Origin of the sequence: Flavobacterium sp., assembly GCF_044348915.1 — a bacterium.
Lineage (GTDB): Bacteria > Bacteroidota > Bacteroidia > Flavobacteriales > Flavobacteriaceae > Flavobacterium.
In genome coordinates this window covers 1-23,559 of record NZ_JBIKRX010000032.1, presented here as the reverse complement: position 1 = coordinate 23,559, position 23,559 = coordinate 1, and the positions used below count along the sequence as shown (strand labels likewise).

Genomic DNA, 23,559 nt, shown 5'->3' with positions numbered 1-23,559 from the left:
TTTGATACATTTGGAACAAAATTTACGTTTGCAGTAAATCTTTAACTAGCAAGAATATGAAAGGAATTATTCTATTACTTATTGGTATTATTGCGTTGGAATTTATCCCTCAAAAACAATCTGCGTTTGATGTTGGAGAACAGTTTGTGTTTAGAGTTCATTATGAGATAATCAATGCGGGTTATGCCACATTAAATATCAAAGAAGCTACAGTTAATAATAAAAGTGTTTATCACGTCGTTGGTAAAGGGTATACTACTGGGGTTTCGAGCCTGTTTTTTAAAGTGAATGACACTTATGAAAGTTGCATTGACAAGGAAACAGGAAATCCATATCAATTTGTACGAAATATTTATGAAGGTGGCTACACCAAAAATCAGGAAGGTTTTTTCAATCAGGCAGAAAACAAAATCCTAGTAAAGGATTATAAACACAATAGCGAGAAAACTTTTGCAGTTGGTAAAAACACCCAAGACATTTTATCCTCCTTTTATTATCTGAGAAATTACCCGAATATAGAAAAAATGAAACCGGGCGAATTTGTGGCAATCGATATGTTTTTTGATGATAAAACTACAAAATTTAGGTTAAAGTTTATAGGGCGTGAGGATATTAGAACTAAATTTGGGGTCGTTTCGACGATGATTTTCAAGCCTTCGGTTCAAACAGGAAGGGTTTTTAAAGAAGAAGAGAGTCTAACGGTTTGGATTTCAGACGATGACAATAGGATTCCAATTCGAATAAAAGCAAGTCTTTTAGTAGGTTCTATAAAAGCTGATTTAGATAGTTATAAGGGATTGAAAAACCCTTTTAAAATCAAAAAAAACAAACGCAATTGATATTTGGATAAAATACGTGTCAAATTCCAATTACGGAACATAAGTTAATTCTAAAAGAATCTGTTGCGAAATAAATAATACAGTTAATTTGAAAAAAGTAGTTCTATATATATTGTTTTTGGTTTCGATTTTTTCTTGTAAACAAGCCGAGACTGATGACATTGCTCCAGCACCAGATTCATTTTATAAAGCGGAGCAATTTGGCTTCGATTTTAATAATTTCAATGTCTTTCACGACACTATCAAAAGAGGAGATACTTTCGGAAGTATTCTAGAATCTCAAAATCTAGGAGATCAGAAAGTGTACGACATCATCCGAAAAATAAAAGATAGTTTTGATGTTCGAACAGTAAGAATAGGAAAACCTTATACTTTTTTGCGTTCGAAAGACCGTTATAAAAAGCTACAATATGCCATTTATCAGCCTGATAGGGGTAATTATTACATCATAGATTTTAAAGATTCTGTTAGTGTTTCAAAAGTTACAAGGCCTGTAAGTTATAAAAAAAGAACTATAGCAGGAGAATTGAAAGGTTCCTTCTCAGAAGAATTACGTCGGCAAAAAGTAAGTCCTGCTTTGGCTAGTAAATTAATTAAAGTTTACGCGTGGTCCATCGATTTTTTCAAGTTGAAAAAAGGCGACCAATTTGGCGTTATTTTTACAGAAAGATATATTGATGACACCATTTATGATGGAGTAGATAGTTTGCGAGCGGCTTTTTTCGAATACAAAGGAAAAATGATTTATGCCTTTCCTTTTGCTCAAAATCAAGGAGGAAAAATCGATTATTACGATGAAGAAGGCAAGGCGCTGAAGAATTTTTTCCTAAAATCCCCGCTCAAATATGCGAATATCACTTCTCGTTTTTCTAGAAGCCGATTTCATCCCGTACAAATGATTTGGAAAGCGCATAAAGGCACCGATTATGCTGCGCCAACGGGCACTCCAATTATGACCACAGCGTCTGGAATTGTAGAACAAACGGGTTACACTGCCGGAAACGGAAATTTTGTAAAAGTAAAACACGACAAAACCTATTCTACACAATACCTGCATATGTCTCGAATTTTAGTTCGAAGAGGACAAAGGGTCGCACAAGGAGCCATTATCGGAAAAGTAGGAAGTACTGGTCTTGCGACAGGACCGCACGTTTGTTATCGTTTTTGGAAAAATGGTGTACAAGTAGATGCTTTGAGGCTTAAATTGCCTAATTCTCAGCCTATGGAAAAGAAAAACCTCCCAAGATTCAAACAACAAATAGAACCTTTGAAATGGGAATTGGATAGTGTTGCCAATTTGTAAATTGAAAATTAAAAAATTACTGTTTATATACAAAGAGAAGGAGAGTATCACCTATTTTACAAACAAAAATTGTAAATTTGCACTTTCAAAAAATTAAAAAAAATTATGGCATTACATAACACAAATCCAACAAAAACAGCAGCTTGGCAAAAACTTCAGAATCATTTTCAAGAAATGCAAAATGCTTCTATGTCGGCTATGTTTAGCGCAGACAATACCAGAGCTTCACAATTCAATATACAATGGAATGATTTTTTGCTTGATTATTCGAAGAATATCATCAATCAAGACACCGTAAATTTATTGCTTGAATTGGCAAATGAAGCCCAATTGAAAGATGCAATTTCGAGTTATTTTGAAGGAGATCTTATCAATCAAACCGAAAATCGTGCTGTTTTGCATACGGCTTTGCGTGCTAAATCCACAGCCAACATCAAAGTGGATGGTGTAAATGTAATTCCAGAGGTTGTAGCAGTAAAAAGCAAAATCAAGAGTTTTACAAATGAAATTGTAAACGGAGAACGAAAAGGATTTACTGGAAAACCATTTACAGATATCGTCAATATCGGAATTGGAGGATCAGACCTTGGTCCAGCTATGGTTGTTGAAGCGTTGCAATATTATAAAAATCATTTGAACGTTCATTTCGTTTCGAATGTAGATGGGGATCACGTCAACGAAGTCATCAAAAAATTAAATCCAGAAACGACACTTTTTGTAATTGTATCGAAAACTTTTACTACTCAAGAGACATTGACCAATTCTGAAACCATCAGATCGTGGTTTTTGAAATCGGCTTCTCAAGAAGATGTGGCCAAACATTTTGTGGCTGTGTCTACTAATATTCAAAGAGTAACGGAATTCGGTATTAATCCTGACAATGTTTTCCCAATGTGGAATTGGGTTGGCGGACGTTTTTCGCTTTGGAGTGCTGTAGGTCTTTCGATTAGTTTGGCAGTAGGTTTTGATAACTATAACGGCTTATTGGCAGGAGCCAACGAAATGGACGAACATTTCAAAACGGAAGATTTCGATAAAAATATACCTGTAGTTTTAGCTTTGCTAAGCATTTGGTACAATAACTTTTTTGGTGCAGAAAGTGAAGCATTGATTCCATACACACAGTATTTACAAAAATTAGCGCCCTATTTGCAACAAGGTTTTATGGAAAGTAATGGCAAAAGTGTAGATCGTGACGGAAAACCGGTGAGTTATCAAACCGGAACAATTATTTGGGGAGAACCAGGAACAAACTCGCAACACGCTTTCTTTCAGTTGATACATCAAGGAACCAAGTTGATCCCTACTGATTTTATTGGATTTGTAAAACCATTGTATGGCAACAATGACCATCATGATAAATTGATGTCCAATTTTTTCGCGCAAACTGAAGCTTTATTGCACGGAAAATCTGCTGAAAAAGTACAGGCAGAATTCGACAAACAAGGACTTTCCGAAGAAAAGGCAAAATTCTTGTTGCCTTTTAAAGTATTCAATGGAAATAAACCTACCAATACAATTTTAATTCAAAAATTAACACCTAAGACATTAGGTTCTTTGGTTGCTATGTATGAGCACAAGATTTTTGTTCAGGGAATAATCTGGAATATCTTCAGTTATGATCAATGGGGAGTGGAACTCGGAAAACAATTGGCCAATTCGATTTTGGATGAAATCAATTCTAAAAATGTTAAATCACACGATAGTTCAACCGAATTTTTATTGCATCATTTTTTGAAGAATAAATAGAAAATTAGCTTTTTTTTGATAGTAATACAATCTAAAACCTTGACTTTTTTGAAAGTCAAGTTTTTTTTTGTTAAGTGGTTGTAAAACAACTAGTTTTCATTTGTTTTTTTTCTGGTTTTAACGTTGATTATTTATTAACAACAACGACAACACGACTAGTATGTAACTTGCTAAAAATTAGACAAATAAGTTTTTTTATTTAACATATTGTCAGCATCCCGTTATATTTGTTAATAATGCATCACCAGAATTACGCCGTATTAACATTTTGTTAACATTTAAGTCGATAAAATGTTAGAATTTTGCCAAACTAAACAATCAAATTAATATGAAAAAAATTGTCTTTATTTTTATTGTATTCCTGTCGTTTATGGGTTACTCTCAGGTAACTACTTCAGGGATTTCAGGAACAGTTAAGTCTGCATCTGGGGAACGAATTCCGGGGGCTTCGGTTCAAGTTATTCACGTACCTACTGGAACAAAGTATAATACAATATCCAGTGCTACAGGAGGTTATGCGGTTCAAGCAATTAAACCAGGGGGGCCTTATACGGTAAAGGTTTCTTTTGTTGGTTCAATCACAAGTGAAACTACAGAAGTTGTAGCACCCTTAGGTAGTGTAGTTACAGTTGATGCAGTTCTAGCAGACGAAACAAATCAACTGCAAGAAGTTGTTGTTAGAACAAACACGAACGGAGTTTTTTCTAAAGGAAAAACAGGAGCTTCACAACAATTCTCAAATAGAGAAGTTAATGCGATACCAACTATTGGCTCTCGTTCTATTAACTCTATTACCAAATACAATCCAAATGCTGGAAGTGGCGGTGGTTTTGGAGGTCAAGATTCTAGATTGAATAACTTTACTATTGACGGTTCTGTTTTTAATAATGGGTTTGGTCTAGGAAATGATTCTCAAGCAGGAGGTAGAACAGGTTCTACGGCAATCTCTTTAGACGCAATTGAGCAATTACAAGTGAATATTGCACCTTTTGATGTGCGTCAAACAGGATTTACAGGTTCAGGAATCAATGCGGTTACTCGTAGTGGTACAAATGAAGTTGAAGGATCCGTCTACACTTCAACTAGAAGTAATAAGGAAAATTTTGTTGGGACCAAGGCAGGCGAAGTACGTATTGTTCCAGCACCATTCGATGAAACAATTTGGGGAGCTCGAATTGGTTTGCCAATCATTAAAAACAAATTGTTCTTTTTTGGAAATTTTGAAACAATAGAAAATACCAGCCCTGCTACGACTTGGACTTCTTCTGGTTCTCCAAATCCAAGTGCCCAAGTATCTAATCCGACATACTTGCAAATGCAAACTCTTTCTGCTTTTATGCAGGATAAATTCAATTATACTACAGGACCTTGGGAAAATTTTGATTCTAAAAGAGAATCTATAAAATTCCTTGGTAGAATAGACTGGAATATTAATGACAATCATAAACTTAATATTCGCTACGTTCATCACGATTCATCATCCGATGTTCCTGTTTCTAATTCCAATTCATTAGGTAATGGTAATAGAACGCAACGTGTAGAATCAATGGCCTTTAAAAATAGTGGATATACACTAGAAGATAATACAAGATCTTTCGTGTTGCAATTGGATTCCAAATTATCAGAATCTTGGACTAACAACTTTATCGCAGGATACGACCAGCAAATAGAGGATAGAGGACTTCAAGGAGGTGGATTATTCCCTACTATTGACATACTTAATGGGGCTCCAATAACCGGTGGTGGATTCACTACTGGGAATGCTACTTTTATGTCTGTTGGTCTAGATCCATTTACACAAGGCAATAAATTAAATTATTCTACTCTTCATTTTACCAATAACGTAACTAAAACTTACGAAAAACACACCTTGTTATTTGGAGCTAATTACGAACGTTTCAGATCGGAAAATTTATTTTTCCCAGGATCAAACGGAGTTTATATTTTTAACTCTTTAGACCAATTTTACCTTGCTGCCAATGAATCTGTGGCTGCAAATGGAGCTCCTTCGGTAACTAATTTACCGTTTAGAACGCAGTTTAGATATTCTGCATTAGAAGGTGGTGTCGATCCTATGCAAGTAATGGAATCAGATAAAATTGACTTATATGTTCAAGACGAATATAAAGTAACGGACAATTTGAAAGTTGTTGTTGGTTTACGAGCAACTGCAGTTTCTTTCACCGATACTGCACTTGAGAATCCAGCAGTAACGGCGATGACTTTTGCAGATGGAGAAAAATTTAATACAGGTGATGTACCTGACACTCAATATTTATTTGAGCCTAGAATTGGTTTCAATATAGATGTTACTGGAGATGCGAAAACTCAAGTACGAGGGGGAACAGGAATTTTCACAGGAAGACCACCTTATGTTTTCTTATCTAACGCTATTGGTAACAACGGAGTACTAACTGGATTTGTTGATGCCAGTGGCTCAGCACTTTCCTCTGGAGGGTATGGATTTACTGCTAATCCTGCACAATATTTTACCCCTGCAACCCCAACATTGCCTACTACTTTCGACTTGGCTTTTACCGATAGTAACTATAAATTTCCGCAAGTTTGGAAAACAACTATAGCGGTAGATCAAAAATTACCATTTGGTTTTATCGGAACCCTTGAAGGAATTTATAGTAAAAATATTAACGAAGTGTTTTATTACAATGCTAATTTTGCAGATCCAGTGGGAACAATTGCAGGTCCAGATAATAGACCATTATATGCGGGTAATGACAATGGAGTTCGTGTAAATAACAACGTTTCTAATGGAATAGTGCTTTCAAACTCTAATCAAGGGTATTTTTATTCTACTACTGTTAAACTAGAATATCCTTATAAAAAAGGATTGTGGGGTTCTATTGCCTATACTCATTCTGGAGCTTATGATTTGATGTCTGCAGGTTCAATTGCTGCTGGTTCTTGGACTGGAGCGCGGTCTGTTAACGGCAATAATGATTTAGCTTTAAGTATATCTAATAACAACACTCCTAATAGGGTAGTTGGTATATTAGGCTATAAAATTGAATACGGAAAACAATATGGTGGGGCTACTTCTATCAACCTTGGGTACATCGGGGAGCAAGCTAATCCTTTCAGTTATGCCTACAACGGTGATTTAAACGGAGATAGAATAAACGGTAATGATTTGCTTTTTGTACCAAATAAGGCTTCAGATTTAAGATTCGTACCTATTACACAAACTTTAGGAGGATCTACAGTAGTTTTGTACACAGCAGAACAACAAGCAGAAGCATTTGATAAATATATAGAGCAAGATTCCTATTTGAGAGGAAGAAGAGGTCAATATGTAGAAAGAAACTCAAATGTATTGCCTATGTTACATAGACTAGACCTTTCTGTTACGCAGGATTTCTATTTAAAAATTGCGGGTAAGAAAAACAGCTTTCAATTTAGAGCCGACATCTTAAATTTTACAAACTTTATTAATAGAGATTGGGGAATATCGCAAAGAGCTACAAATCCAAATATTTTAGCTGTTTCTCAAGCTCCAAGTCAAGCTAATAATTTTATTCCTGGTTACACTATGTCTTTGCAAACAGACAATCAAGGGAAAAGATTCTTGACTAGAGATACTTTTCAAAATAATGCATCAGTGTTTGATGTTTGGCAAGCTCAGTTTACTTTAAGATATACTTTTGGAAAATAATATAAATAAAAACACGACGAATACATTTAAACTTAAAAATAAATATTATGAAAATTAAAAATCAAATTCTATATTTCGTTGCCATTCTATCGGTAACATTCTTGACTTTTTCTTGTTCTGAAACTTCAGAAGACGTAGCTAGACTTCCTTCTATTGTTGATATTGCAAAATCAGATCCAAACTTTAGTATTTTAGTAGAGGCAGTAACAAAAACAGGTTTAGCTACAACATTGAACAGTCCAGGTTCTTACACTGTTTTTGCGCCTACAAATGATGCTTTTAACAAAGCAGGGATTAAAAGTGGTGATATTACAGCTATGACAGACGCAACAGCAATTGCTAATTTAAGATTAGTAGTGCAAAACCACGTTATAAGCACTGGTACAAGATCTACGGATTTATTAGCTGGAGGTTATTGGAGAACTTTTGCGTTTTACAGGTCAACTGCTACTGCAACTTCAGGTCCAAACTTAAGTATGTATATTAATAAGCCTGCTGCTGATGTTTTGGTTAACGGTGGTGTTGCTAATGGAGGTGCAAAAGTAACTACAGCCGATATTGATGCTAGTAACGGTATAGTACATGTGATTGACGGAGTATTAGCATTACCTACAATTGTACAACAAGTTGTTGCTAATCCAAACTTATCTTCGTTAGTTGGGGTGGTGACAAGTCCTACACAAGCTTCTGTATTAGCCACTTTGACTAGCGCAACTAATCTTTTACCTATATCTGTTTATGCCCCAACTAACACTGCCTTTGCTACAGCATTAGGGACTGGAGGTTATTTAGTAGGTAAAACAAATGCAGAGATTACAAATATTCTAAACTATCATTTAGAAAGAAGTAATAGAGTAGCTGCTTCAGCAACAGCTTTTAATGCTACTGCTGATATAACAGTTACAACTTTGTTTGTTCCGGTTACTACTCCGCCTACTCCTGCTTTTACTTTAGTACTAACGAGAGCTTCTTTAAGAATTGTTGATAAATCAAATCCTGTAGTTAATGGAAATGCTACGGTAACAAATATTCAAGGAACGAATGGATCGATACAAATTGTAGATAAAGTACTTCGTTCGCTTTAATGAGTAAAGCTATTTAGTATCAAAAACCCAGAAAAATCACTTTTTGGGTTTTTTTATGCATTTAAATTAATAAATTTTAATTATGATGATGTTTTTGTGGCTAATAGATTAAGTTTTTTGGTTCATTTCATCTCAAGGTGCTGTTTTTTATGACTTTTTTATTTATATTTGTTTAACTAAAAATTTATTTATGTACGAAATCATTCAAAAAGCACACTCAGGCTGGGCTTATCTAACTCTTTTACTAGCCGTAGTTGCCGTTGTCAATGCAATTATCGGATTTATATCCAAAAAAGAATATAAAGAATCTGATAAAAAAATAGGGCTTTATGCTTTGGGAGCTGTTCATACACAGGCATTAATTGGTTTGCTAGTTTATTTTGTTTCTCCATTAGGGTTATCCGGGTTTTCTATGAGCGATAGTGCATTAAGACTTACTTCAATGGAGCATCCCTTGATCAATGTGTTAGGCATAGTTCTAATGACTATCGGATGGGTTAAACATAAAAAATTATCTTCGAGTGAATCTAAATTCAAAACTGTAGCTATTTATTATGGTATTGGATTGCTGCTTATACTGAGTAGAATCCCATGGGGATTATGGTTCTAATACAACTTAAAAGTCCTTTTAGAAGGACTTTTTTTAGCTAGGTATGGTTTTTGTTTAAAGGAGTTTAACTTAAAAGTTTATGATGAATTCGAAAAGTCAAAAATACCAAAAAAGACGTTTTATCACTTTGACGAAACGTACTCTAACAATTTTTGTTTTCCTTGCTTTTCTTGGGATTGCGAGTGGACAAACTTCAAATAAAGACAAAAGCAAAGCCTCAAAAAGCAAAGATAGCATAACCAAAAGTAAGATTTCACCAATAAAAATCGAAAAAACGGGAACCATTTCTGACACTGTCAAAAAAATTAACCCTATGTTCGATCAACAAGAAGTTGGTATAGATAGTTTGTTTTTAGGAACAGGAAAGTTCAAACTTTATAAAAAAAATGCCCACGCTTCTTATTATCACGATAAGTTCCATAATAAAAAAACTGCAAGTGGAAAAAAATACGACAAAAACAAGTTTTCTGCAGCGCATAAAAAATTGCCATTTGGGACAATCATAAAAGTGACCAACGAAGCCAACGGGAAAGCGGTAATTGTTGAAGTGACCGACAGAGGCCCTTTTGTAAGGTCTCGAGAAATAGACCTTTCCCGAAAAGCTTTTATGGCAATTACTAGTAATAAATCCTCTGGAAAAATGAATGTAACTATGGAAGTGCTCCAAAAATAGTTATTGCCATTTTTTAAAAGGGTTCTTGCTCAAATACGAATTATAATAGCGATTATCATTAGTCACCTCTTTTCCTAACCAGCTTGGTTTTTCGAAGGCTTCGGTTTCAGAATTCAATTCTATTTCAGCCATAATCAATCCTTCGTTTTCGCCATAAAACTCATCGATTTCAAAAACGTGCCTTCCCATTTTCACTTCAAAACGGGTTTTATCAATTACGCCTTCTTCGCACAATTTCAATAAATCCTCAGCTTCCAGCAATGGAATTTCCTTTTCCCATTCAAATCTCGATATGCCCGTCTCGTTTGAAGCTCCTTTTATAGTCAAGAAGCCCCTATCTCCTTTTATACGAACACGAACCATCCTTTCAGGAACAGAACTCAAATAACCCTGTGCAATTCGATTTTGAACAAAGGCTTCTTTCTTAAACAATTCCGAAGTCACCAGAAATTTTCTTTCTATTTCTATCATTTTGTCATTGCGAGGCACGAAGCAATCCTTTAGTGCTTAAACCTGTTTTTAGTTAATTTTTCTTTTTCAAATTTACAAATTCTTAGTGTATCTCTAAACCGTATGTGTGTATCTCTGTGTAATAATTTGCATAAATTTGCTTTATGTCTCAAATAGTTCCAAATAGAAAAATCATACACATCGATATGGATGCTTTTTTTGCTTCGGTAGAGCAATTGGACAATCCCATTTTGCGAGGAAAACCAATAGCAGTTGGTGGATCTGAAAACCGAGGGGTTGTCGCTGCCGCAAGTTACGAAGCGAGGAAATTTGGCGTTCGAAGCGCCATCAGTGGCGTTTTGGCCAAAAAAAACTGCCCCGAATTGATTTTTGTTCGTCCAAGATTCGATCGGTACAAAGAAATATCACTCAAAATTCAGAAGATATTTCACGAATACACTGATCTAGTTGAACCCTTGTCTCTAGATGAAGCCTATTTGGATGTTACTGTAAATAAAAAAGGAAACCCAAGTGCAACTTTGTTGGCACAAGAAATTCGTTTGCGAATTCTTAATGAATTAGGACTAACGGCTTCGGCGGGAATTTCCATTAATAAATTTGTAGCAAAAATTGCTAGCGATTACAATAAGCCCAACGGTCAAAAAACCGTCAATCCTGATGAGGTTTTGTCTTTTTTGGAGGTGTTGCCCATCAGGAAATTTTATGGAGTTGGAAAAGTCACGACGGAGAAAATGTATCAACTGGGCATTTTCACCGGTTTGGAACTCAAAAGTAAATCGGTAGAATTCTTGGAAAAACATTTCGGAAAATCAGGAACTTTCTATTATAATGTCGTGCGAGGCATTCACAACAGTGAAGTAAAATCAGATAGGATCACCAAATCGGTTGCCGCCGAACATACTTTTGAAGTCAATCTTTCTTCTGAAATTTTTATGATGGAACAGTTAGAAAACATTGCTACTTCATTAGAAAAACGACTCAAAAAACACCACATTGCAGGCAAAACGGTTACTTTAAAAATAAAATACAGCGATTTTACTCAACAAACTCGTAGCAAAACATTACCTTATTTTATTTCAGACAAAGGACTAATTCTTGAAACGGTAAAAGAACTATTGTTTCAAGAGCGAATGAAAGATTCCGTACGATTACTGGGAATTTCTTTGAGCAACCTCAACACCGAAGAAAAAAAGACCGTTGTTGTCCAATTGAAATTTGCTTTTTAATAAAAAAACCACGCTTTCAGGCGTGGTTCTATATTCTGAAAAAAACAGTTTTTATTTTCGATTCAGTTTCGATAGCAATCTTAAAAATTCGATATACAACCAAACCAAAGTGATGATCAAGCCCATAGCGGCGAACCACTCCATAAATTTTGGCATTTTTTGTTCCACTCCTTTTTCCATTCGATCAAAATCAAGGAATAAATTTAGAGCAGCAATAACTATTACAAAAACACTAATTCCAATACTCATCATAGAATTTCCGTAATGTACAGGCACAAAACTGGTGAACATCGAAAAGAGCCAAGAAATGAGGTAGTAAGTCGCAATGGCAAGTGTTGCTGCCACTACAACCGATTTGAATTGCTCAGTTACTTTTACAATTTTGAATTTATACAATCCTAAACATACTGCAAAGGTCACGAAAGTTGCTCCGACAGCTTGAATTACAATTCCTGGATATCGGGCTTCAAAAATAGCCGAAACACCTCCGATAAATAAACCTTCGAATAAGGCATAGCCCGGGGCCAAAACAGGTGAATATTGAGGTTTAAAGGAAGCGATTAGTACTAAAATTAATCCCACGATTGCTCCTCCAATAGTCGGAAGCATTGGGTTCAGTCCGTTGAACGCCATCCACCATACTACAATAGCAGAAGCGGTCAATAATAAAAACAAGAGTAAAGTTTTATTGATGGTTCCAGCCAAAGTCATTTCTTGGTTGTAATCAATAAGAGTTGCCTGATGCACTTGATCATTTTTTGGAGCAGAAGTTGCTGAAAATGATTTATTGTTAAAAAATGGGTTTTTCGATTCGAATGCCATGCTATTTTATTTTAAGTTTTATCAAAGATAGCCTAATTATTAAATTCAATCCAAAAAATATCCGCCTTAGTTTATTACTAAAAAGGCGGATTAGTATGTTGTAAATTTGTGTACTATGAAATTTCTGAAACTCTCAATGTATTTACCATTCCTTTATCTTTTAGAGGCATTGCCGCCAAGTTGATAAGAAAATCTCCCTTAACCACAAATCCTTTTTCTCTTGCGATTTCATTTACGTCAGCAATGGTATCATCTGTACTTTTCATTTTATCATAAAAATACGATTTTACTCCCCACAATAAACTGAGTTGAGTAAGGATTCTTCTGTTTGATGTAAACACAAGAATATGTGCCGATGGTCTCCAAGCTGAAATTTGAAAAGCTGTATATCCACTATTGGTCAATGTACAAATGGCTTTCGCTTCGATTATATTTGCTGTTAGCGCGGCGTGATGACAAATTGTTTTTGTAATAAAACGGTTTGTTCTTACTTGTGGTGTGTTTTGAGGCACTTTGATTAATGGAGAATCTTCGACCGCTTCTAAGATTTGAGTCATTTTTTCGATAACCTGAACCGGATAGAGTCCTGCAGCTGTTTCACCAGAAAGCATTACTGCATCTGCACCATCCATAACGGAATTGGCAACATCATTCACTTCGGCACGCGTTGGTGTCAAACTAGTAATCATTGTTTCCATCATTTGAGTAGCGACAATAACTGGAATACGAGCCGTTTTTGCTCTAAGAATTAGTTCTTTTTGTATTAACGGTACTTCTTGTGCTGGAATTTCTACCCCTAGATCACCACGAGCCACCATCAAAGCGTCACAATAAGCAACGATTTTGTCAATATTTCTTAATGCTTCAGGCATTTCTATTTTGGCAACAATTGGAATTTTTTCATCAGAATGTTCCGCAATCAATTCTTGCAAATCTTGTAGGTCACGAGGTGTTTTTACAAATGAAAGGGCGATCCAATCTACTTTTTGTCCGATAGCAAAAATAGCATCTGCGATATCTTTCTCAGTAAGTGCTGGAAGTGATATTTTAGTATTAGGAAGATTTACTCCTTTTTTAGACTTCAATTCTCCACCTTGAATAACTTTTGCAACCACTTCGGTCTTTTTGTCTGTCGATACGATTTCAAAAATAAGTTTACCATCGTCGAGCAAAATACGTTCTCCAGGATTTACATCGTTTGGGAAATTTTGGTATTTCATAAAAACCCTGTCCGCTGTTCCAATGATGTCTTCGGCAGTAGTAAAAGTAATAAGATCACCATCATTTACTACCACACCATCTTCCATTACTCCTACTCGAAGTTTTGGACCTTGTAAGTCGGCTAAAAGGGCTGTAGTATATCCAAATTCTTCATTAAGATCTCTAACTATTTGTACTCTCTCTTTTACATCATTATAATCCGCGTGAGAAAAATTGATTCTAAACACGTTCACACCTGCATCAATCATGTCTTTTATGATCTCTCTGGTACTACAAGCAGGTCCAAGAGTGGCTACAATTTTTGTTTTTTTATTCGTTGGCATTGATATTAAAAAATTAAATTATTTTTCGATTTTATTTTATTTATGTCTAAAGCGTAGGCTGTCGATATGTTTTCAATTGTATTTAATAGAAGTTGAATTCTTTCAGTAATCATTTCTTCTGTATTCTCTATTTTTAAAAAATAATCCACTTTTTTAAATTCTGGAAGCAAGTACACTTTTGTAGACACTTCCATATTTACGTTTGAAAATAGATCTTGACTGTTTTCATTTTTTTGTTGAATTACTTCATTTTTATTTTGAATCAAATTCCAAGTAACTTCGTTTTCTTTATCATAATATGAAAATCTTGAGAAATTTGTTTCTCCTTCTTTTATACTAATGTGAATTCCGTCCTTGCTTTTGCCCAAATTAATAGGCAGTTTTTGATTTATAAAATAGGCTAATCTATAATCTTCTAATGAAGTATGAATAGCAATTAGATGATATTCAATTTCATCAAAATCTTCAAAATCTAATTTATGAAGCGCCATTTTATAAAAAAAATAAGTTGTAAAGATAGCATTTCTATCGTAGAATAGAATTTAAATTTAGTCAGTTTTAACTGTTTTATCTGCGAAAACGATATAGATTTAAGAAATTTCCCTATTTTATATCCATTTTTTTTTGAAATGCAAAATAGGCGCGCTGCGATGCTTTTTCTTCTGCTTTCTTCTTTGAAGTCGCTCTTGCTTTTGCAATAACTTTGTCGTCGATGCTAAGTTTGACCCCAAAAAAGCGTTGGCCATCTATTCCGTTGTCATCAAAAATATCGTAATAAAACTGTTTTTTTTCTTTTTGACACCATTCGATTACAAGACTTTTGTAACTAATCACTTTTCCCTCAAGTCTAGCGATATCTACGTAGGGGATTATTACTCGTTTTTGAATAAACTTCTCGCAATAATCATAGCCGCGGTCGAGATAAATGGCGCCAACCAAAGATTCAAATATATTACCGTGAATGTTTTCGCCAAAATGTTGCACTGGAACTTTGCTTTCGATAAAGCGAACAAGATTTAAATCTTTTCCCAATTCGTTCAGATGTTCTCTGCTCACGATTTTGGAGCGCATTTTTGTCAAATAGCCTTCGTCTCCATCTGGAACTTTATTGAATAAATGCGCTGCAATAACAGAACTTAACATTGCGTCACCAAGAAATTCTAACCGTTCGTAATTTATTGCATTACCTTTTTCGTCTAATTTATTAGAAGAACGATGCGTAAAGGCTTTCTTAAAATGGTTTAGGTCAATGGGAACAAAACCTAAAATTTCACTAATAGAATCAAAAAAAATCCCGTCTTCAAGAGAACGGGATTTTGAAAATATTTTTTTTATTAGTCTCATTCTAATACTTAGATATCTAATTTTTTAACTAACACACAAGCATTATGACCTCCAAATCCAAAGGTGTTGCTCATCAAAACTTTTACATCTCTTTTTTGAGCTACATTAAAGGTGAAGTTTAATTTATTATCAATGTTTTCATCATCGGTAAAATGATTTATTGTTGGCGGAACAATACCATGTTTGATAGAAAGTATTGATGAAATTGTTTCTATCGCACCTGCAGCTCCAAGTAAATGGCCTGTCATAGATTTTGTAGAATTCAAATTCATTGTATAAGCATGGTCTCCGAAAACGTGTAAAATCGCCTTAGATTCTGCAATATCCCCAAGAGGAGTAGATGTACCGTGCATATTTACACCATCAACATCAGTTGGGTTTAATCCAGCATCTCTTAAACAATTTAACATTACATTTTTTGCTCCGAATCCTTCAGGATGTGGTGCTGTAATATGGTGAGCATCGGCAGACATTCCGCCTCCACCTATTTCGCAATAAATTTTTGCGCCACGTGCTACCGCATGTTCGTACTCCTCAAGAATCAAAGCTCCTGCACCTTCGCCTAAAACAAAACCATCACGATCTTTGTCCATAGGTCTTGAAGCGGTTTTAGGATCATCATTTCTTGTAGAAAGCGCGTGCATTGCATTAAAACCGCCCATTCCTGCAATAGTAACAGCAGCTTCAGAACCACCAGTTACAATTACATCTGCATGACCTAATCTAATGTAGTTGAAAGCATCGATTATTGCATTTGTAGAAGAAGCACAAGCCGAAACGGTTGTGAAATTCGGACCTCTGAATCCGTATTTTATAGAAATATGACCTCCAGCGATATCAGCAATCATTTTTGGTATAAAGAAAGGATTGAATTTTGGAGTTCCGTCTCCTTTAGAATATTCAAGCACTTCATTTTGAAAAGTTTCTAGTCCACCAATACCTGAACCCCAAATCACTCCAACTCTGTCTTTGTCTAATTTATCTAAGTTGAAACCAGCATCATTTACAGCTTCATCTGCTGTTACGATGGCATATTGTGCATATCGATCCATTTTTCGAGCTTCTTTACGATCAATGAAGTCTTCTACCGTGAAGTTTTTTACTTCGCAAGCAAATTGTGTTTTGTGTTTAGAAGCATCATAATGAGTTATTGTTGCTGCACCACTAACGCCGTTTATAAGACCGTTCCAATACTCTTGAATATTATTCCCAATAGGAGTAAGCGCTCCTAAGCCTGTTACTACAACTCTCTTTAATACCATAACTACGGTTTTTTATATATATTTTCAACAAATAAAACCCATGCATCCTTTTTTTGCATTAGTATTACAAAAAAGCCATGGGTAAATAAATATTAAATATTTTTTTGATTGAAATTCAATCGAAATTTAGTTTTTAAAATAATAACACCCGATTTATACTATTTCAATTTGTAAATAAACCCCAGTTTTGGAATTTGTTTTTTAAAAATTGGAATTTATAGAAATCGGGTGATTTTTATTATTTCTTAGCTTCTTCGATATAAGAAATCGCTTGACCTACGGTAGCAATGTTTTCAGCTTGATCGTCTGGAATTTGGATATCAAATTCTTTTTCGAATTCCATGATAAGTTCTACTGTGTCCAATGAATCAGCTCCTAAATCATTAGTGAAGCTTGCTTCTGTTACAACTTCGTTTTCGTCAACACCTAATTTGTCTACGATAATCGCTTTTACTCTTGATGCAATGTCTGACATAATCTTTAATTTTAAAATTTAATTTGTTGGCAAAAATAAAAAACTTTATTTTAAAACAACTATTTAGTTAATAAATGTGACTGCTAATTTATAAAATAAATTTCACAAACAGCCCGTAAAGTTATTTATTATCACTTTTTATTCTTTTTTTTGCATAAATGAAATCAATTTTGTCATGAAGAAAATAGTAATTTTCGCTTCTGGTTCGGGGACTAACGCCGAAAACATTATAAAATATTTTGAATATAAAGACATTGCAACCGTCGTAGCCGTCTTTACCAATAATCCAAAAGCAAAAGTTATTGAAAGATCCGGTAATTTTAAAATTCCCGTAGAAATTTTCTCGAAAGAAGAATTTAATCAAGGTAAAATCTTACAAAAATTATTTGATTATGCTCCAGATTTGATAGTTCTTGCTGGATTTTTACTAAAAATGCCCGAAAATATCATCGAGTCTTACCCTGATCGAATTATAAATATTCATCCTGCCCTCTTGCCAAAATATGGTGGAAAAGGAATGTATGGAATGAATGTACACAACGCTGTTGTCGAAAATAGAGAAAAGGAAACTGGTATTACCATTCATTTTGTAAACGAAAATTATGATGAAGGAAATATTATTTTTCAAAAAAAAGTGACCCTTTTGGTGTCAGATACACCAGAAGTTGTTGCTGAGAAAATACACGAATTAGAACAACAGTTTTTTCCAGCTGTTATTGATGACCTTCTGACCTCTAACTTCTAATCTCTAACTTTGAATCACGAAGTACATATTTACACTGATGGCGCTGCAAAAGGAAATCCTGGTCGCGGCGGTTACGGCGTTGTGATGGAACTCGTTGGGACACCACACAAAAAAGAGTTCTATGAGGGTTTTCGTCACACGACCAATAATCGAATGGAATTATTGGCCGTAATTGTGGGTCTCGAAAAACTGAAAAACCCCAGTATGAAAGTCTTAATAGTTTCGGATTCAAAATATGTGGTGGATTCTGTTTTGAAAAAATGGGTTTTTGGCTGGGAGAAAAAAGGTTTTGCAGGCAAGAAAAACCCTGATTTATGGAAACGATTTTTACTAGTATACCGGAAACATCAAGTCGATTTCAAATGGATAAAAGGGCACAACAATCATCCTCAAAACGAGCGTTGCGATGAATTGGCAGTTTTTGCTTCTAGTCAAAAAAGCCTTTCTGTGGATGTCTTTTATGAGAAAGAAGAAGAGAAACTTTTGTGAAAACTTTGAGACAAGCAAACTTTGCAACTATAAAACTTATAAACTATCTTTGCCGCTTAATTCGAATTTCAAAAAATGAATAAATTACTGATTGTTGGAACTGTTGCTTTCGACGCCATTGAAACTCCTTTTGGCAAAACCGATAAAATATTAGGTGGTGCGGGTACTTATATTGGACTTTCAGCTTCCAATTTTAATTTGAAATCTGCCATCGTTTCCGTTGTTGGAGATGATTTTCCACAAGAATATTTAGATTTATTGAAATCTAGAAATATAGATATTTCTGGACTGGAAGTAGTCAAAGGTGGAAAAACTTTCTTTTGGAGTGGGTTGTACCACAACGATTTGAATTCAAGAGACACACTTGCAACTGAATTGAATGTATTGGCTGATTTTCAACCTAAAGTTCCTCAGGATTTCAAAACTGCCGATGTAGTGATGTTAGGAAACTTGCATCCGTTAGTGCAAAGCAGTGTTTTAGATCAAATGGATGTGAAACCAAAATTGGTAGTGCTTGACACAATGAATTTTTGGATGGATTGTGCTTTGCCAGAATTATTAGATGTGATAAAACGCGTTGATGTAATTACAATCAACGATGAGGAAGCAAGACAATTATCAGGTGAATATTCATTGGTAAAAGCCGCAGCCAAAATCCATACTATGGGGCCAGAATATGTGGTAATTAAAAAAGGAGAACACGGAGCATTGTTGTTTCACGACCACAAAATTTTCTTTGCCCCAGCGCTACCTTTAGAAGAAGTTTTTGATCCAACAGGAGCGGGAGACACTTTTGCAGGAGGATTTTCAGGATTTATTACTCAAAGTGAAAATGTATCATTCGAAAATATGAAAAGCGCCATCATTTATGGTTCAAATTTAGCTTCATTTTGCGTAGAAAAATTCGGAACCGAACGAATGATTAATTTACAGAAGGATGAAATGATTTCGAGATTACAGGAGTTTAAGTCCTTAACTCAATTTGATATAGAAATATAACAGAGTTTGCCTCGGATATTCGAGGCATTTTTTGTTTAATTCTAGAGCATAAGTTTGCCTTCTGTTTTTTTATATTTTAATGGTTTAATAGGACTGTTAATTTTCAAACAATACAACTAACTACAAATTACAACGATAATGAGCGACGCAATTAAACACGAATGTGGCATTGCCCTTTTAAGATTAAAAAAACCGTTAGAATTCTACAAAGAGAAATACGGTACTGCTTTCTACGGGATAAAGAAAATGTACCTCTTGATGGAAAAGCAGCATAATCGCGGTCAAGATGGAGCTGGTTTTGCTAGTATCAAACTTGATGTTGAACCAGGTGAACGATATATAAGTAGAGTGAGATCGAATGCAGCTCAACCGATTCAAGATGTTTTTTCGCAAATAAACGAACGAATCAATGATGAGTTGGCTGCCAATCCTGAATATGCTGACAATGTAGCCTTGCAAAAGAGGAAAATTCCTTATGTAGGTGAATTATTTTTGGGACACGTTCGTTATGGAACTTTCGGTAAAAACAGCATCGAAAGCGTTCATCCTTTTTTACGTCAGAACAATTGGATGCACCGAAATCTGATTTTGGCGGGGAATTTCAATATGACCAATGTGACCGAGCTTTTTCAAAGTCTTATTGAACTAGGTCAGCATCCAAAAGAAATGGCGGACACTGTTACAGTAATGGAAAAAATAGGGCACTTTTTAGATAACGCAGTTACCGATTTGTACCAAGAATGCAAAAATAATGGACTGAACAAAAGAGAAGCTTCACCTGTAATTGCTGAAAAATTAGATATTGCTCGAATTTTGAAAAGAGCTTCTAAAAATTTAGATGGTGGTTATGCGATGGCAGGACTTTTGGGGCACGGAGACGCTTTTGTATTTAGAGATCCTGCAGGAATTCGCCCGGCTTATTTTTATGAAGATGACGAAATTGTAGTGGTTGCATCTGAAAGACCAGTTATTCAAACCGTTTTCAATGTGCCTTTCGAAAAAGTACAGGAATTACAACCTGGAAATGCGTTAATCATCAAGAAAAACGGAAAAGTAACCGAGGAAGAAATTCTCACACCGACAGTTAAAAAAGCCTGTTCTTTCGAAAGAATTTATTTTTCTAGAGGTAGCGATGCCGAAATATATCAAGAACGAAAAAACTTAGGGAAGCTAATCCTTCCTGCAGTTCTTGAAGCGATTGCTAACGATACCGACAACACCGTTTTCTCTTATATTCCCAATACAGCGGAGACTTCTTTCTATGGAATGGTCGAAGCAGCGCAAGATTTTCTGAATCAACGAAAAAACAATTATATTCTCGAAAACAGAAAAAAATTAACGAGAGAAAAACTGGAAGAAATCCTTTCGGTAAAAATCAGAACCGAAAAAGTGGCCATCAAAGATGCCAAACTGAGAACTTTTATCACCGAAGACAGCAGTCGAGATGATTTAGTGGCTCACGTTTATGATGTAACTTATGGTGTAATAAAACCAACTGATAATTTAGTAATTATTGATGATAGTATCGTAAGAGGCACCACGCTTAAGATGAGTATCATCAAAATGATGGATCGTTTGAAACCTAAAAGTATTGTTGTAGTTTCATCGGCACCACAAATTCGTTATCCGGATTGTTACGGAATTGACATGGCAAAATTAGAAGGATTGGTTGCTTTTAGAGCAGCATTAGAACTTCTAAAAGACAGAAATCTATACCATATTGTCGATGAAGTTTATGTCAAATGTAAAAAACAAGAAGATTTACATGACAACGATGTTGTAAATTTTGTCACCGAAATCTATGCGCCATTCCAACCACAAGAAATTTCAGATAAAATTGCAGAACTTTTAAGTTCACCAGAAATCAATGCCGAGGTAAAAATTATTTTCCAAACGGTTGAGAATTTACATATCGCTTGTCCAAAGAATTTAGGAGATTGGTACTTTACAGGCGATTACCCAACCCCTGGAGGGAATCGTGTTGTAAATAAGGCGTTTATGAATTTTTATGAAGGAAAAAATGCAAGAGCTTATTAATAAGTTACTATTTTAGTATTTCATCGAGTATTTTAGTATTTCATCTAAAAAACTTGTATGAAACAGTATTTGAATATATATTTGTCTCACCATAATATTAGTAGGTTAAGTTTATGGTAGATTTGGGGCAAAAAGGGTGAAAGAAATTTCACCTTTTTTATTGGAATAAAGTCAAGAAACTTAACGTCTTTATTTGCAACAAATTTCAAAATTCGGATTTACTTTTTGTATAAATTATTGTGGTCAATATATTCCCAAACTTTTTCAGGTAAAAGTGGCTGAACATTCTTCTTGTTTTTGATGTTTTCCCGAATAAAGGTCGATGAAATTTCTACAATTGGAGCATCAATACTATGAATCTTGGGATGCTTTTGCAAGGCTAAATTTTGGATTGCATCTGTTTTCGATGAAATGCGCGGATACACGTAAATTTCGTGGTTTTGCAAAATTATTTCGTGATTTTTCCATTTGTGCAACGACTTTAAATTGTCCTCGCCCATAATCAATGAAAAAATATGTTGCGGATGTTTTTCCTGCAAATGAGCCAAGGTATTCACAGTATAATTGGGTTGCGGTAACTTGAACTCAATGTCTGAAGGCTTGATTTTTGGATAATCTTCCGTTGCCAAGAAAACCAATTGCAGTCTTTGATAATCGTCTAGTAAAGTTTGTTTGTTTTTAAATGGATTGTGAGGTGTTACCACCATCCAAATTTGGTCTAAATCAGAATATTCTGCCATGTGATTGGCAATAATCAAGTGCCCAATATGAATGGGGTTGAATGTTCCGAAATAGAGACCTATTTTCATATTTTTAAATCTAAAAGACCTAAAAAATTAAAAAAATCTAAATAATATTCTTTTGCTTCTTTAGATTTTTTTGCTTTTTTAGATTGAATTATTTACAAAATCCTTTACCAGTTGATAAGCATCTTCTTTGGCGGTATCCAAATCATAATTCTTGATGATTTTATCAAATTGCGGTGCTGTTGCCAATTCTACGTGGGCTTTGGCAATACGCATATTGATTTTTTCATCGCTTTCGGTCGAGCGTTCTTTGAGTCTTCGTTTTAGTTCGTCCACACTGGGTGGTTTTACAAAAACGGCTAAAGTTTCTTCAGGAAATTTATGTTTGATTCGTAAACCTCCAGCAACGTCAATGTCGAAAATCACATTTTTTCCTTGAGCCCAAATGCGTTCTACTTCACTTTTCAGCGTACCGTAGAAATTGTCTCTATAGACTTCTTCCCATTCTACAAAATCTTCGTTTTTGATGTGGGTTTTGAAATCTTTTAGCGACATAAAGTAATAATCTTTTCCGTTTACTTCTTCGCCACGAGCTTCACGCGTTGCTGCCGAAATCGAAAACTCCAAATTCAAGTCTTCTTTTCCTAATAAATGCCTAACGATGGTGGTTTTCCCCGAGCCCGATGGTGCCGAAAACACTATTAATTTTCCTTTTTTCATTTTAAAGTCATTGCGAGGAACGAAGCAATCTCATCCTCTTTTTATTTTTAGCTACGAATTCACGAATTATAACTAATTAATTGCGTTTTCTATTAATGGATTAAAGTTTTTAAATCTAGTGTAAACTTCTAAATCTTTAATTTTTTCTTTTTTTAAAGTCTTGTGCTTTCCTTTTTTGTCAACTAGATAAATTTCTCTGTAATTCTCAAAAAGTGCAACTCCTGCAAATTCTTTCAAACTATCTTGGTCAATTGTTAAAAATACAGTTGAAGATCCTCCGTAAACCATCCAAGAATCAATACAATTTAAAACTTCGTTATATTGTAAATTAGGATAATTATCCGAATTTGTAATTAATTTTAATTTTCCAGTTATTTTTTCAAAAATTAACAATGTTCTTATTTCATTTGCTCCACGAGCAGCAACAGATGATTTAAATGTAAAATCATTTAATTTATCATTAGTGAAATCAATAATTTTTGGATCACAAGATACAACTCCATCTTTAGGGAGTTCTATTTTTTGTTTTTGAAACCAATTGTCGTTTTTCTTTTCTGAAAATTTTATTTCGACATAAGTACTATCCATATTATTATATGAATTTAATTCTACTTTATATTTTCCTTTTAGGTATAGGCGCTTAGAGCACCCTTGTTATCTATTGATTTTATTGATATTTATTCAAATTTCACCATCTTTTTCATTAACACATCGAAGATTGTCCCCATATTTGACCTTCTATTGTATCTA

General features: G+C 34.6%; 22 protein-coding genes. 12 read left to right on the top strand and 10 right to left on the bottom strand.

Annotation, left to right across the window (positions count from 1 at the left end):
• Window positions 1-56 precede the first annotated feature (56 nt).
• From ACIQ1E_RS07460 to ACIQ1E_RS07430, 7 genes are all read left to right on the top strand, one after another.
• Complete coding sequence (locus ACIQ1E_RS07460) at window positions 57-839, top strand: DUF3108 domain-containing protein (RefSeq protein WP_396170128.1); 783 nt, start codon at window positions 57-59, stop codon at window positions 837-839.
• A gap of 88 nt (window positions 840-927) precedes the next feature.
• On the top strand, window positions 928-2,142 hold the full coding sequence (locus tag ACIQ1E_RS07455) for a peptidoglycan DD-metalloendopeptidase family protein (protein WP_396170126.1): 1,215 nt from the start codon (window positions 928-930) through the stop codon (window positions 2,140-2,142).
• A 105-nt stretch (window positions 2,143-2,247) separates the two neighbouring features.
• Window positions 2,248-3,891 (top strand): glucose-6-phosphate isomerase, encoded by a 1,644-nt coding sequence (gene pgi, locus ACIQ1E_RS07450; protein ID WP_396170124.1) that lies wholly within the window; start codon window positions 2,248-2,250, stop codon window positions 3,889-3,891.
• Window positions 3,892-4,219: 328 nt separating this feature from the next.
• A complete protein-coding gene (locus tag ACIQ1E_RS07445; RefSeq protein ID WP_396170122.1) occupies window positions 4,220-7,561 on the top strand; it encodes a carboxypeptidase regulatory-like domain-containing protein in 3,342 nt (1,113 codons plus the stop codon).
• Window positions 7,562-7,608: 47 nt separating this feature from the next.
• On the top strand, window positions 7,609-8,646 hold the full coding sequence (locus tag ACIQ1E_RS07440; protein ID WP_396170119.1) for a fasciclin domain-containing protein: 1,038 nt from the start codon (window positions 7,609-7,611) through the stop codon (window positions 8,644-8,646).
• Window positions 8,647-8,836: 190 nt separating this feature from the next.
• Window positions 8,837-9,256, top strand: a complete 420-nt coding sequence (locus tag ACIQ1E_RS07435; RefSeq protein WP_396170117.1) for a hypothetical protein — start codon at window positions 8,837-8,839, stop codon at window positions 9,254-9,256.
• Between the two features lie 79 nt (window positions 9,257-9,335).
• A complete protein-coding gene (locus ACIQ1E_RS07430) occupies window positions 9,336-9,929 on the top strand; it encodes a septal ring lytic transglycosylase RlpA family protein (protein WP_396170115.1) in 594 nt (197 codons plus the stop codon).
• On the opposite strand, the gene ACIQ1E_RS07425 is transcribed toward ACIQ1E_RS07430, so the two are convergent.
• Entirely contained in the window at window positions 9,930-10,400 is a 471-nt protein-coding gene (locus tag ACIQ1E_RS07425) for a CYTH domain-containing protein (RefSeq protein ID WP_396170113.1), read from the bottom strand.
• Window positions 10,401-10,543: 143 nt separating this feature from the next.
• On the opposite strand from ACIQ1E_RS07425, the gene dinB reads away from it, so the two are divergent.
• Window positions 10,544-11,626, top strand: a complete 1,083-nt coding sequence (gene dinB / locus ACIQ1E_RS07420; protein WP_396170111.1) for a DNA polymerase IV — start codon at window positions 10,544-10,546, stop codon at window positions 11,624-11,626.
• Between the two features lie 51 nt (window positions 11,627-11,677).
• Here dinB and ACIQ1E_RS07415 read toward each other — a convergent pair whose 3' ends face one another.
• From ACIQ1E_RS07415 to ACIQ1E_RS07390, 6 genes are all read right to left on the bottom strand, one after another.
• Window positions 11,678-12,448 carry a Bax inhibitor-1/YccA family protein gene (locus ACIQ1E_RS07415; protein WP_396170109.1) on the bottom strand — a complete coding sequence of 257 codons (771 nt, stop codon included), beginning with the start codon at window positions 12,446-12,448 and terminating at the stop codon, window positions 11,678-11,680.
• Window positions 12,449-12,561: 113 nt separating this feature from the next.
• On the bottom strand, window positions 12,562-13,992 hold the full coding sequence (gene pyk / locus ACIQ1E_RS07410) for a pyruvate kinase (RefSeq protein WP_396170107.1): 1,431 nt from the start codon (window positions 13,990-13,992) through the stop codon (window positions 12,562-12,564).
• 5 nt (window positions 13,993-13,997) lie between these two features.
• On the bottom strand, window positions 13,998-14,483 hold the full coding sequence (locus tag ACIQ1E_RS07405) for an IPExxxVDY family protein (RefSeq protein WP_396170105.1): 486 nt from the start codon (window positions 14,481-14,483) through the stop codon (window positions 13,998-14,000).
• Between the two features lie 112 nt (window positions 14,484-14,595).
• On the bottom strand, window positions 14,596-15,336 hold the full coding sequence (gene rnc / locus ACIQ1E_RS07400; protein ID WP_396170104.1) for a ribonuclease III: 741 nt from the start codon (window positions 15,334-15,336) through the stop codon (window positions 14,596-14,598).
• Window positions 15,337-15,344: 8 nt separating this feature from the next.
• Window positions 15,345-16,598: a beta-ketoacyl-ACP synthase II gene (gene fabF, locus ACIQ1E_RS07395; protein ID WP_396170102.1), complete on the bottom strand. Its 1,254-nt coding sequence runs from the start codon at window positions 16,596-16,598 to the stop codon at window positions 15,345-15,347.
• A 238-nt stretch (window positions 16,599-16,836) separates the two neighbouring features.
• On the bottom strand, window positions 16,837-17,073 hold the full coding sequence (locus tag ACIQ1E_RS07390; RefSeq protein WP_007137004.1) for an acyl carrier protein: 237 nt from the start codon (window positions 17,071-17,073) through the stop codon (window positions 16,837-16,839).
• Between the two features lie 175 nt (window positions 17,074-17,248).
• On the opposite strand from ACIQ1E_RS07390, the gene purN reads away from it, so the two are divergent.
• From purN to ACIQ1E_RS07370, 4 genes are all read left to right on the top strand, one after another.
• A complete protein-coding gene (gene purN, locus ACIQ1E_RS07385; protein ID WP_396170100.1) occupies window positions 17,249-17,818 on the top strand; it encodes a phosphoribosylglycinamide formyltransferase in 570 nt (189 codons plus the stop codon).
• Window positions 17,819-17,827: 9 nt separating this feature from the next.
• Window positions 17,828-18,307, top strand: a complete 480-nt coding sequence (gene rnhA, locus ACIQ1E_RS07380) for a ribonuclease HI (protein ID WP_396170098.1) — start codon at window positions 17,828-17,830, stop codon at window positions 18,305-18,307.
• 75 nt (window positions 18,308-18,382) lie between these two features.
• Window positions 18,383-19,306 (top strand): PfkB family carbohydrate kinase, encoded by a 924-nt coding sequence (locus tag ACIQ1E_RS07375; RefSeq protein ID WP_396170096.1) that lies wholly within the window; start codon window positions 18,383-18,385, stop codon window positions 19,304-19,306.
• Between the two features lie 138 nt (window positions 19,307-19,444).
• Entirely contained in the window at window positions 19,445-21,343 is a 1,899-nt protein-coding gene (locus ACIQ1E_RS07370) for an amidophosphoribosyltransferase (protein ID WP_396170094.1), read from the top strand.
• A 218-nt stretch (window positions 21,344-21,561) separates the two neighbouring features.
• Here the strand turns inward: ACIQ1E_RS07370 and nadD are convergent, their stop codons facing one another.
• From nadD to ACIQ1E_RS07355, 3 genes are all read right to left on the bottom strand, one after another.
• Window positions 21,562-22,152: a nicotinate (nicotinamide) nucleotide adenylyltransferase gene (gene nadD / locus ACIQ1E_RS07365; RefSeq protein ID WP_396170092.1), complete on the bottom strand. Its 591-nt coding sequence runs from the start codon at window positions 22,150-22,152 to the stop codon at window positions 21,562-21,564.
• 78 nt (window positions 22,153-22,230) lie between these two features.
• Window positions 22,231-22,809 carry a guanylate kinase gene (gene gmk / locus ACIQ1E_RS07360; protein WP_396170090.1) on the bottom strand — a complete coding sequence of 193 codons (579 nt, stop codon included), beginning with the start codon at window positions 22,807-22,809 and terminating at the stop codon, window positions 22,231-22,233.
• 72 nt (window positions 22,810-22,881) lie between these two features.
• Window positions 22,882-23,397, bottom strand: coding sequence for a hypothetical protein (locus tag ACIQ1E_RS07355; protein WP_396170088.1), 516 nt, complete (start codon window positions 23,395-23,397; stop codon window positions 22,882-22,884).
• Window positions 23,398-23,559 lie beyond the last annotated feature (162 nt).

Coding starts and splice junctions, on each gene's coding strand:
- ACIQ1E_RS07460 (WP_396170128.1), top strand. CDS start 57: ATGAAAGGAATTATTCTATTACTTATTGGTATTATTGCGTTGGAATTT.
- pgi (WP_396170124.1), top strand. CDS start 2,248: ATGGCATTACATAACACAAATCCAACAAAAACAGCAGCTTGGCAAAAA.
- ACIQ1E_RS07445 (WP_396170122.1), top strand. CDS start 4,220: ATGAAAAAAATTGTCTTTATTTTTATTGTATTCCTGTCGTTTATGGGT.
- ACIQ1E_RS07440 (WP_396170119.1), top strand. CDS start 7,609: ATGAAAATTAAAAATCAAATTCTATATTTCGTTGCCATTCTATCGGTA.
- ACIQ1E_RS07435 (WP_396170117.1), top strand. CDS start 8,837: ATGTACGAAATCATTCAAAAAGCACACTCAGGCTGGGCTTATCTAACT.
- ACIQ1E_RS07430 (WP_396170115.1), top strand. CDS start 9,336: ATGATGAATTCGAAAAGTCAAAAATACCAAAAAAGACGTTTTATCACT.
- ACIQ1E_RS07425 (WP_396170113.1), bottom strand. CDS start 10,400: ATGATAGAAATAGAAAGAAAATTTCTGGTGACTTCGGAATTGTTTAAG.
- dinB (WP_396170111.1), top strand. CDS start 10,544: ATGTCTCAAATAGTTCCAAATAGAAAAATCATACACATCGATATGGAT.
- ACIQ1E_RS07415 (WP_396170109.1), bottom strand. CDS start 12,448: ATGGCATTCGAATCGAAAAACCCATTTTTTAACAATAAATCATTTTCA.
- pyk (WP_396170107.1), bottom strand. CDS start 13,992: ATGCCAACGAATAAAAAAACAAAAATTGTAGCCACTCTTGGACCTGCT.
- ACIQ1E_RS07405 (WP_396170105.1), bottom strand. CDS start 14,483: ATGGCGCTTCATAAATTAGATTTTGAAGATTTTGATGAAATTGAATAT.
- rnc (WP_396170104.1), bottom strand. CDS start 15,336: ATGAGACTAATAAAAAAAATATTTTCAAAATCCCGTTCTCTTGAAGAC.
- fabF (WP_396170102.1), bottom strand. CDS start 16,598: ATGGTATTAAAGAGAGTTGTAGTAACAGGCTTAGGAGCGCTTACTCCT.
- ACIQ1E_RS07390 (WP_007137004.1), bottom strand. CDS start 17,073: ATGTCAGACATTGCATCAAGAGTAAAAGCGATTATCGTAGACAAATTA.
- purN (WP_396170100.1), top strand. CDS start 17,249: ATGAAGAAAATAGTAATTTTCGCTTCTGGTTCGGGGACTAACGCCGAA.
- ACIQ1E_RS07375 (WP_396170096.1), top strand. CDS start 18,383: ATGAATAAATTACTGATTGTTGGAACTGTTGCTTTCGACGCCATTGAA.
- ACIQ1E_RS07370 (WP_396170094.1), top strand. CDS start 19,445: ATGAGCGACGCAATTAAACACGAATGTGGCATTGCCCTTTTAAGATTA.
- nadD (WP_396170092.1), bottom strand. CDS start 22,152: ATGAAAATAGGTCTCTATTTCGGAACATTCAACCCCATTCATATTGGG.
- gmk (WP_396170090.1), bottom strand. CDS start 22,809: ATGAAAAAAGGAAAATTAATAGTGTTTTCGGCACCATCGGGCTCGGGG.
- ACIQ1E_RS07355 (WP_396170088.1), bottom strand. CDS start 23,397: ATGGATAGTACTTATGTCGAAATAAAATTTTCAGAAAAGAAAAACGAC.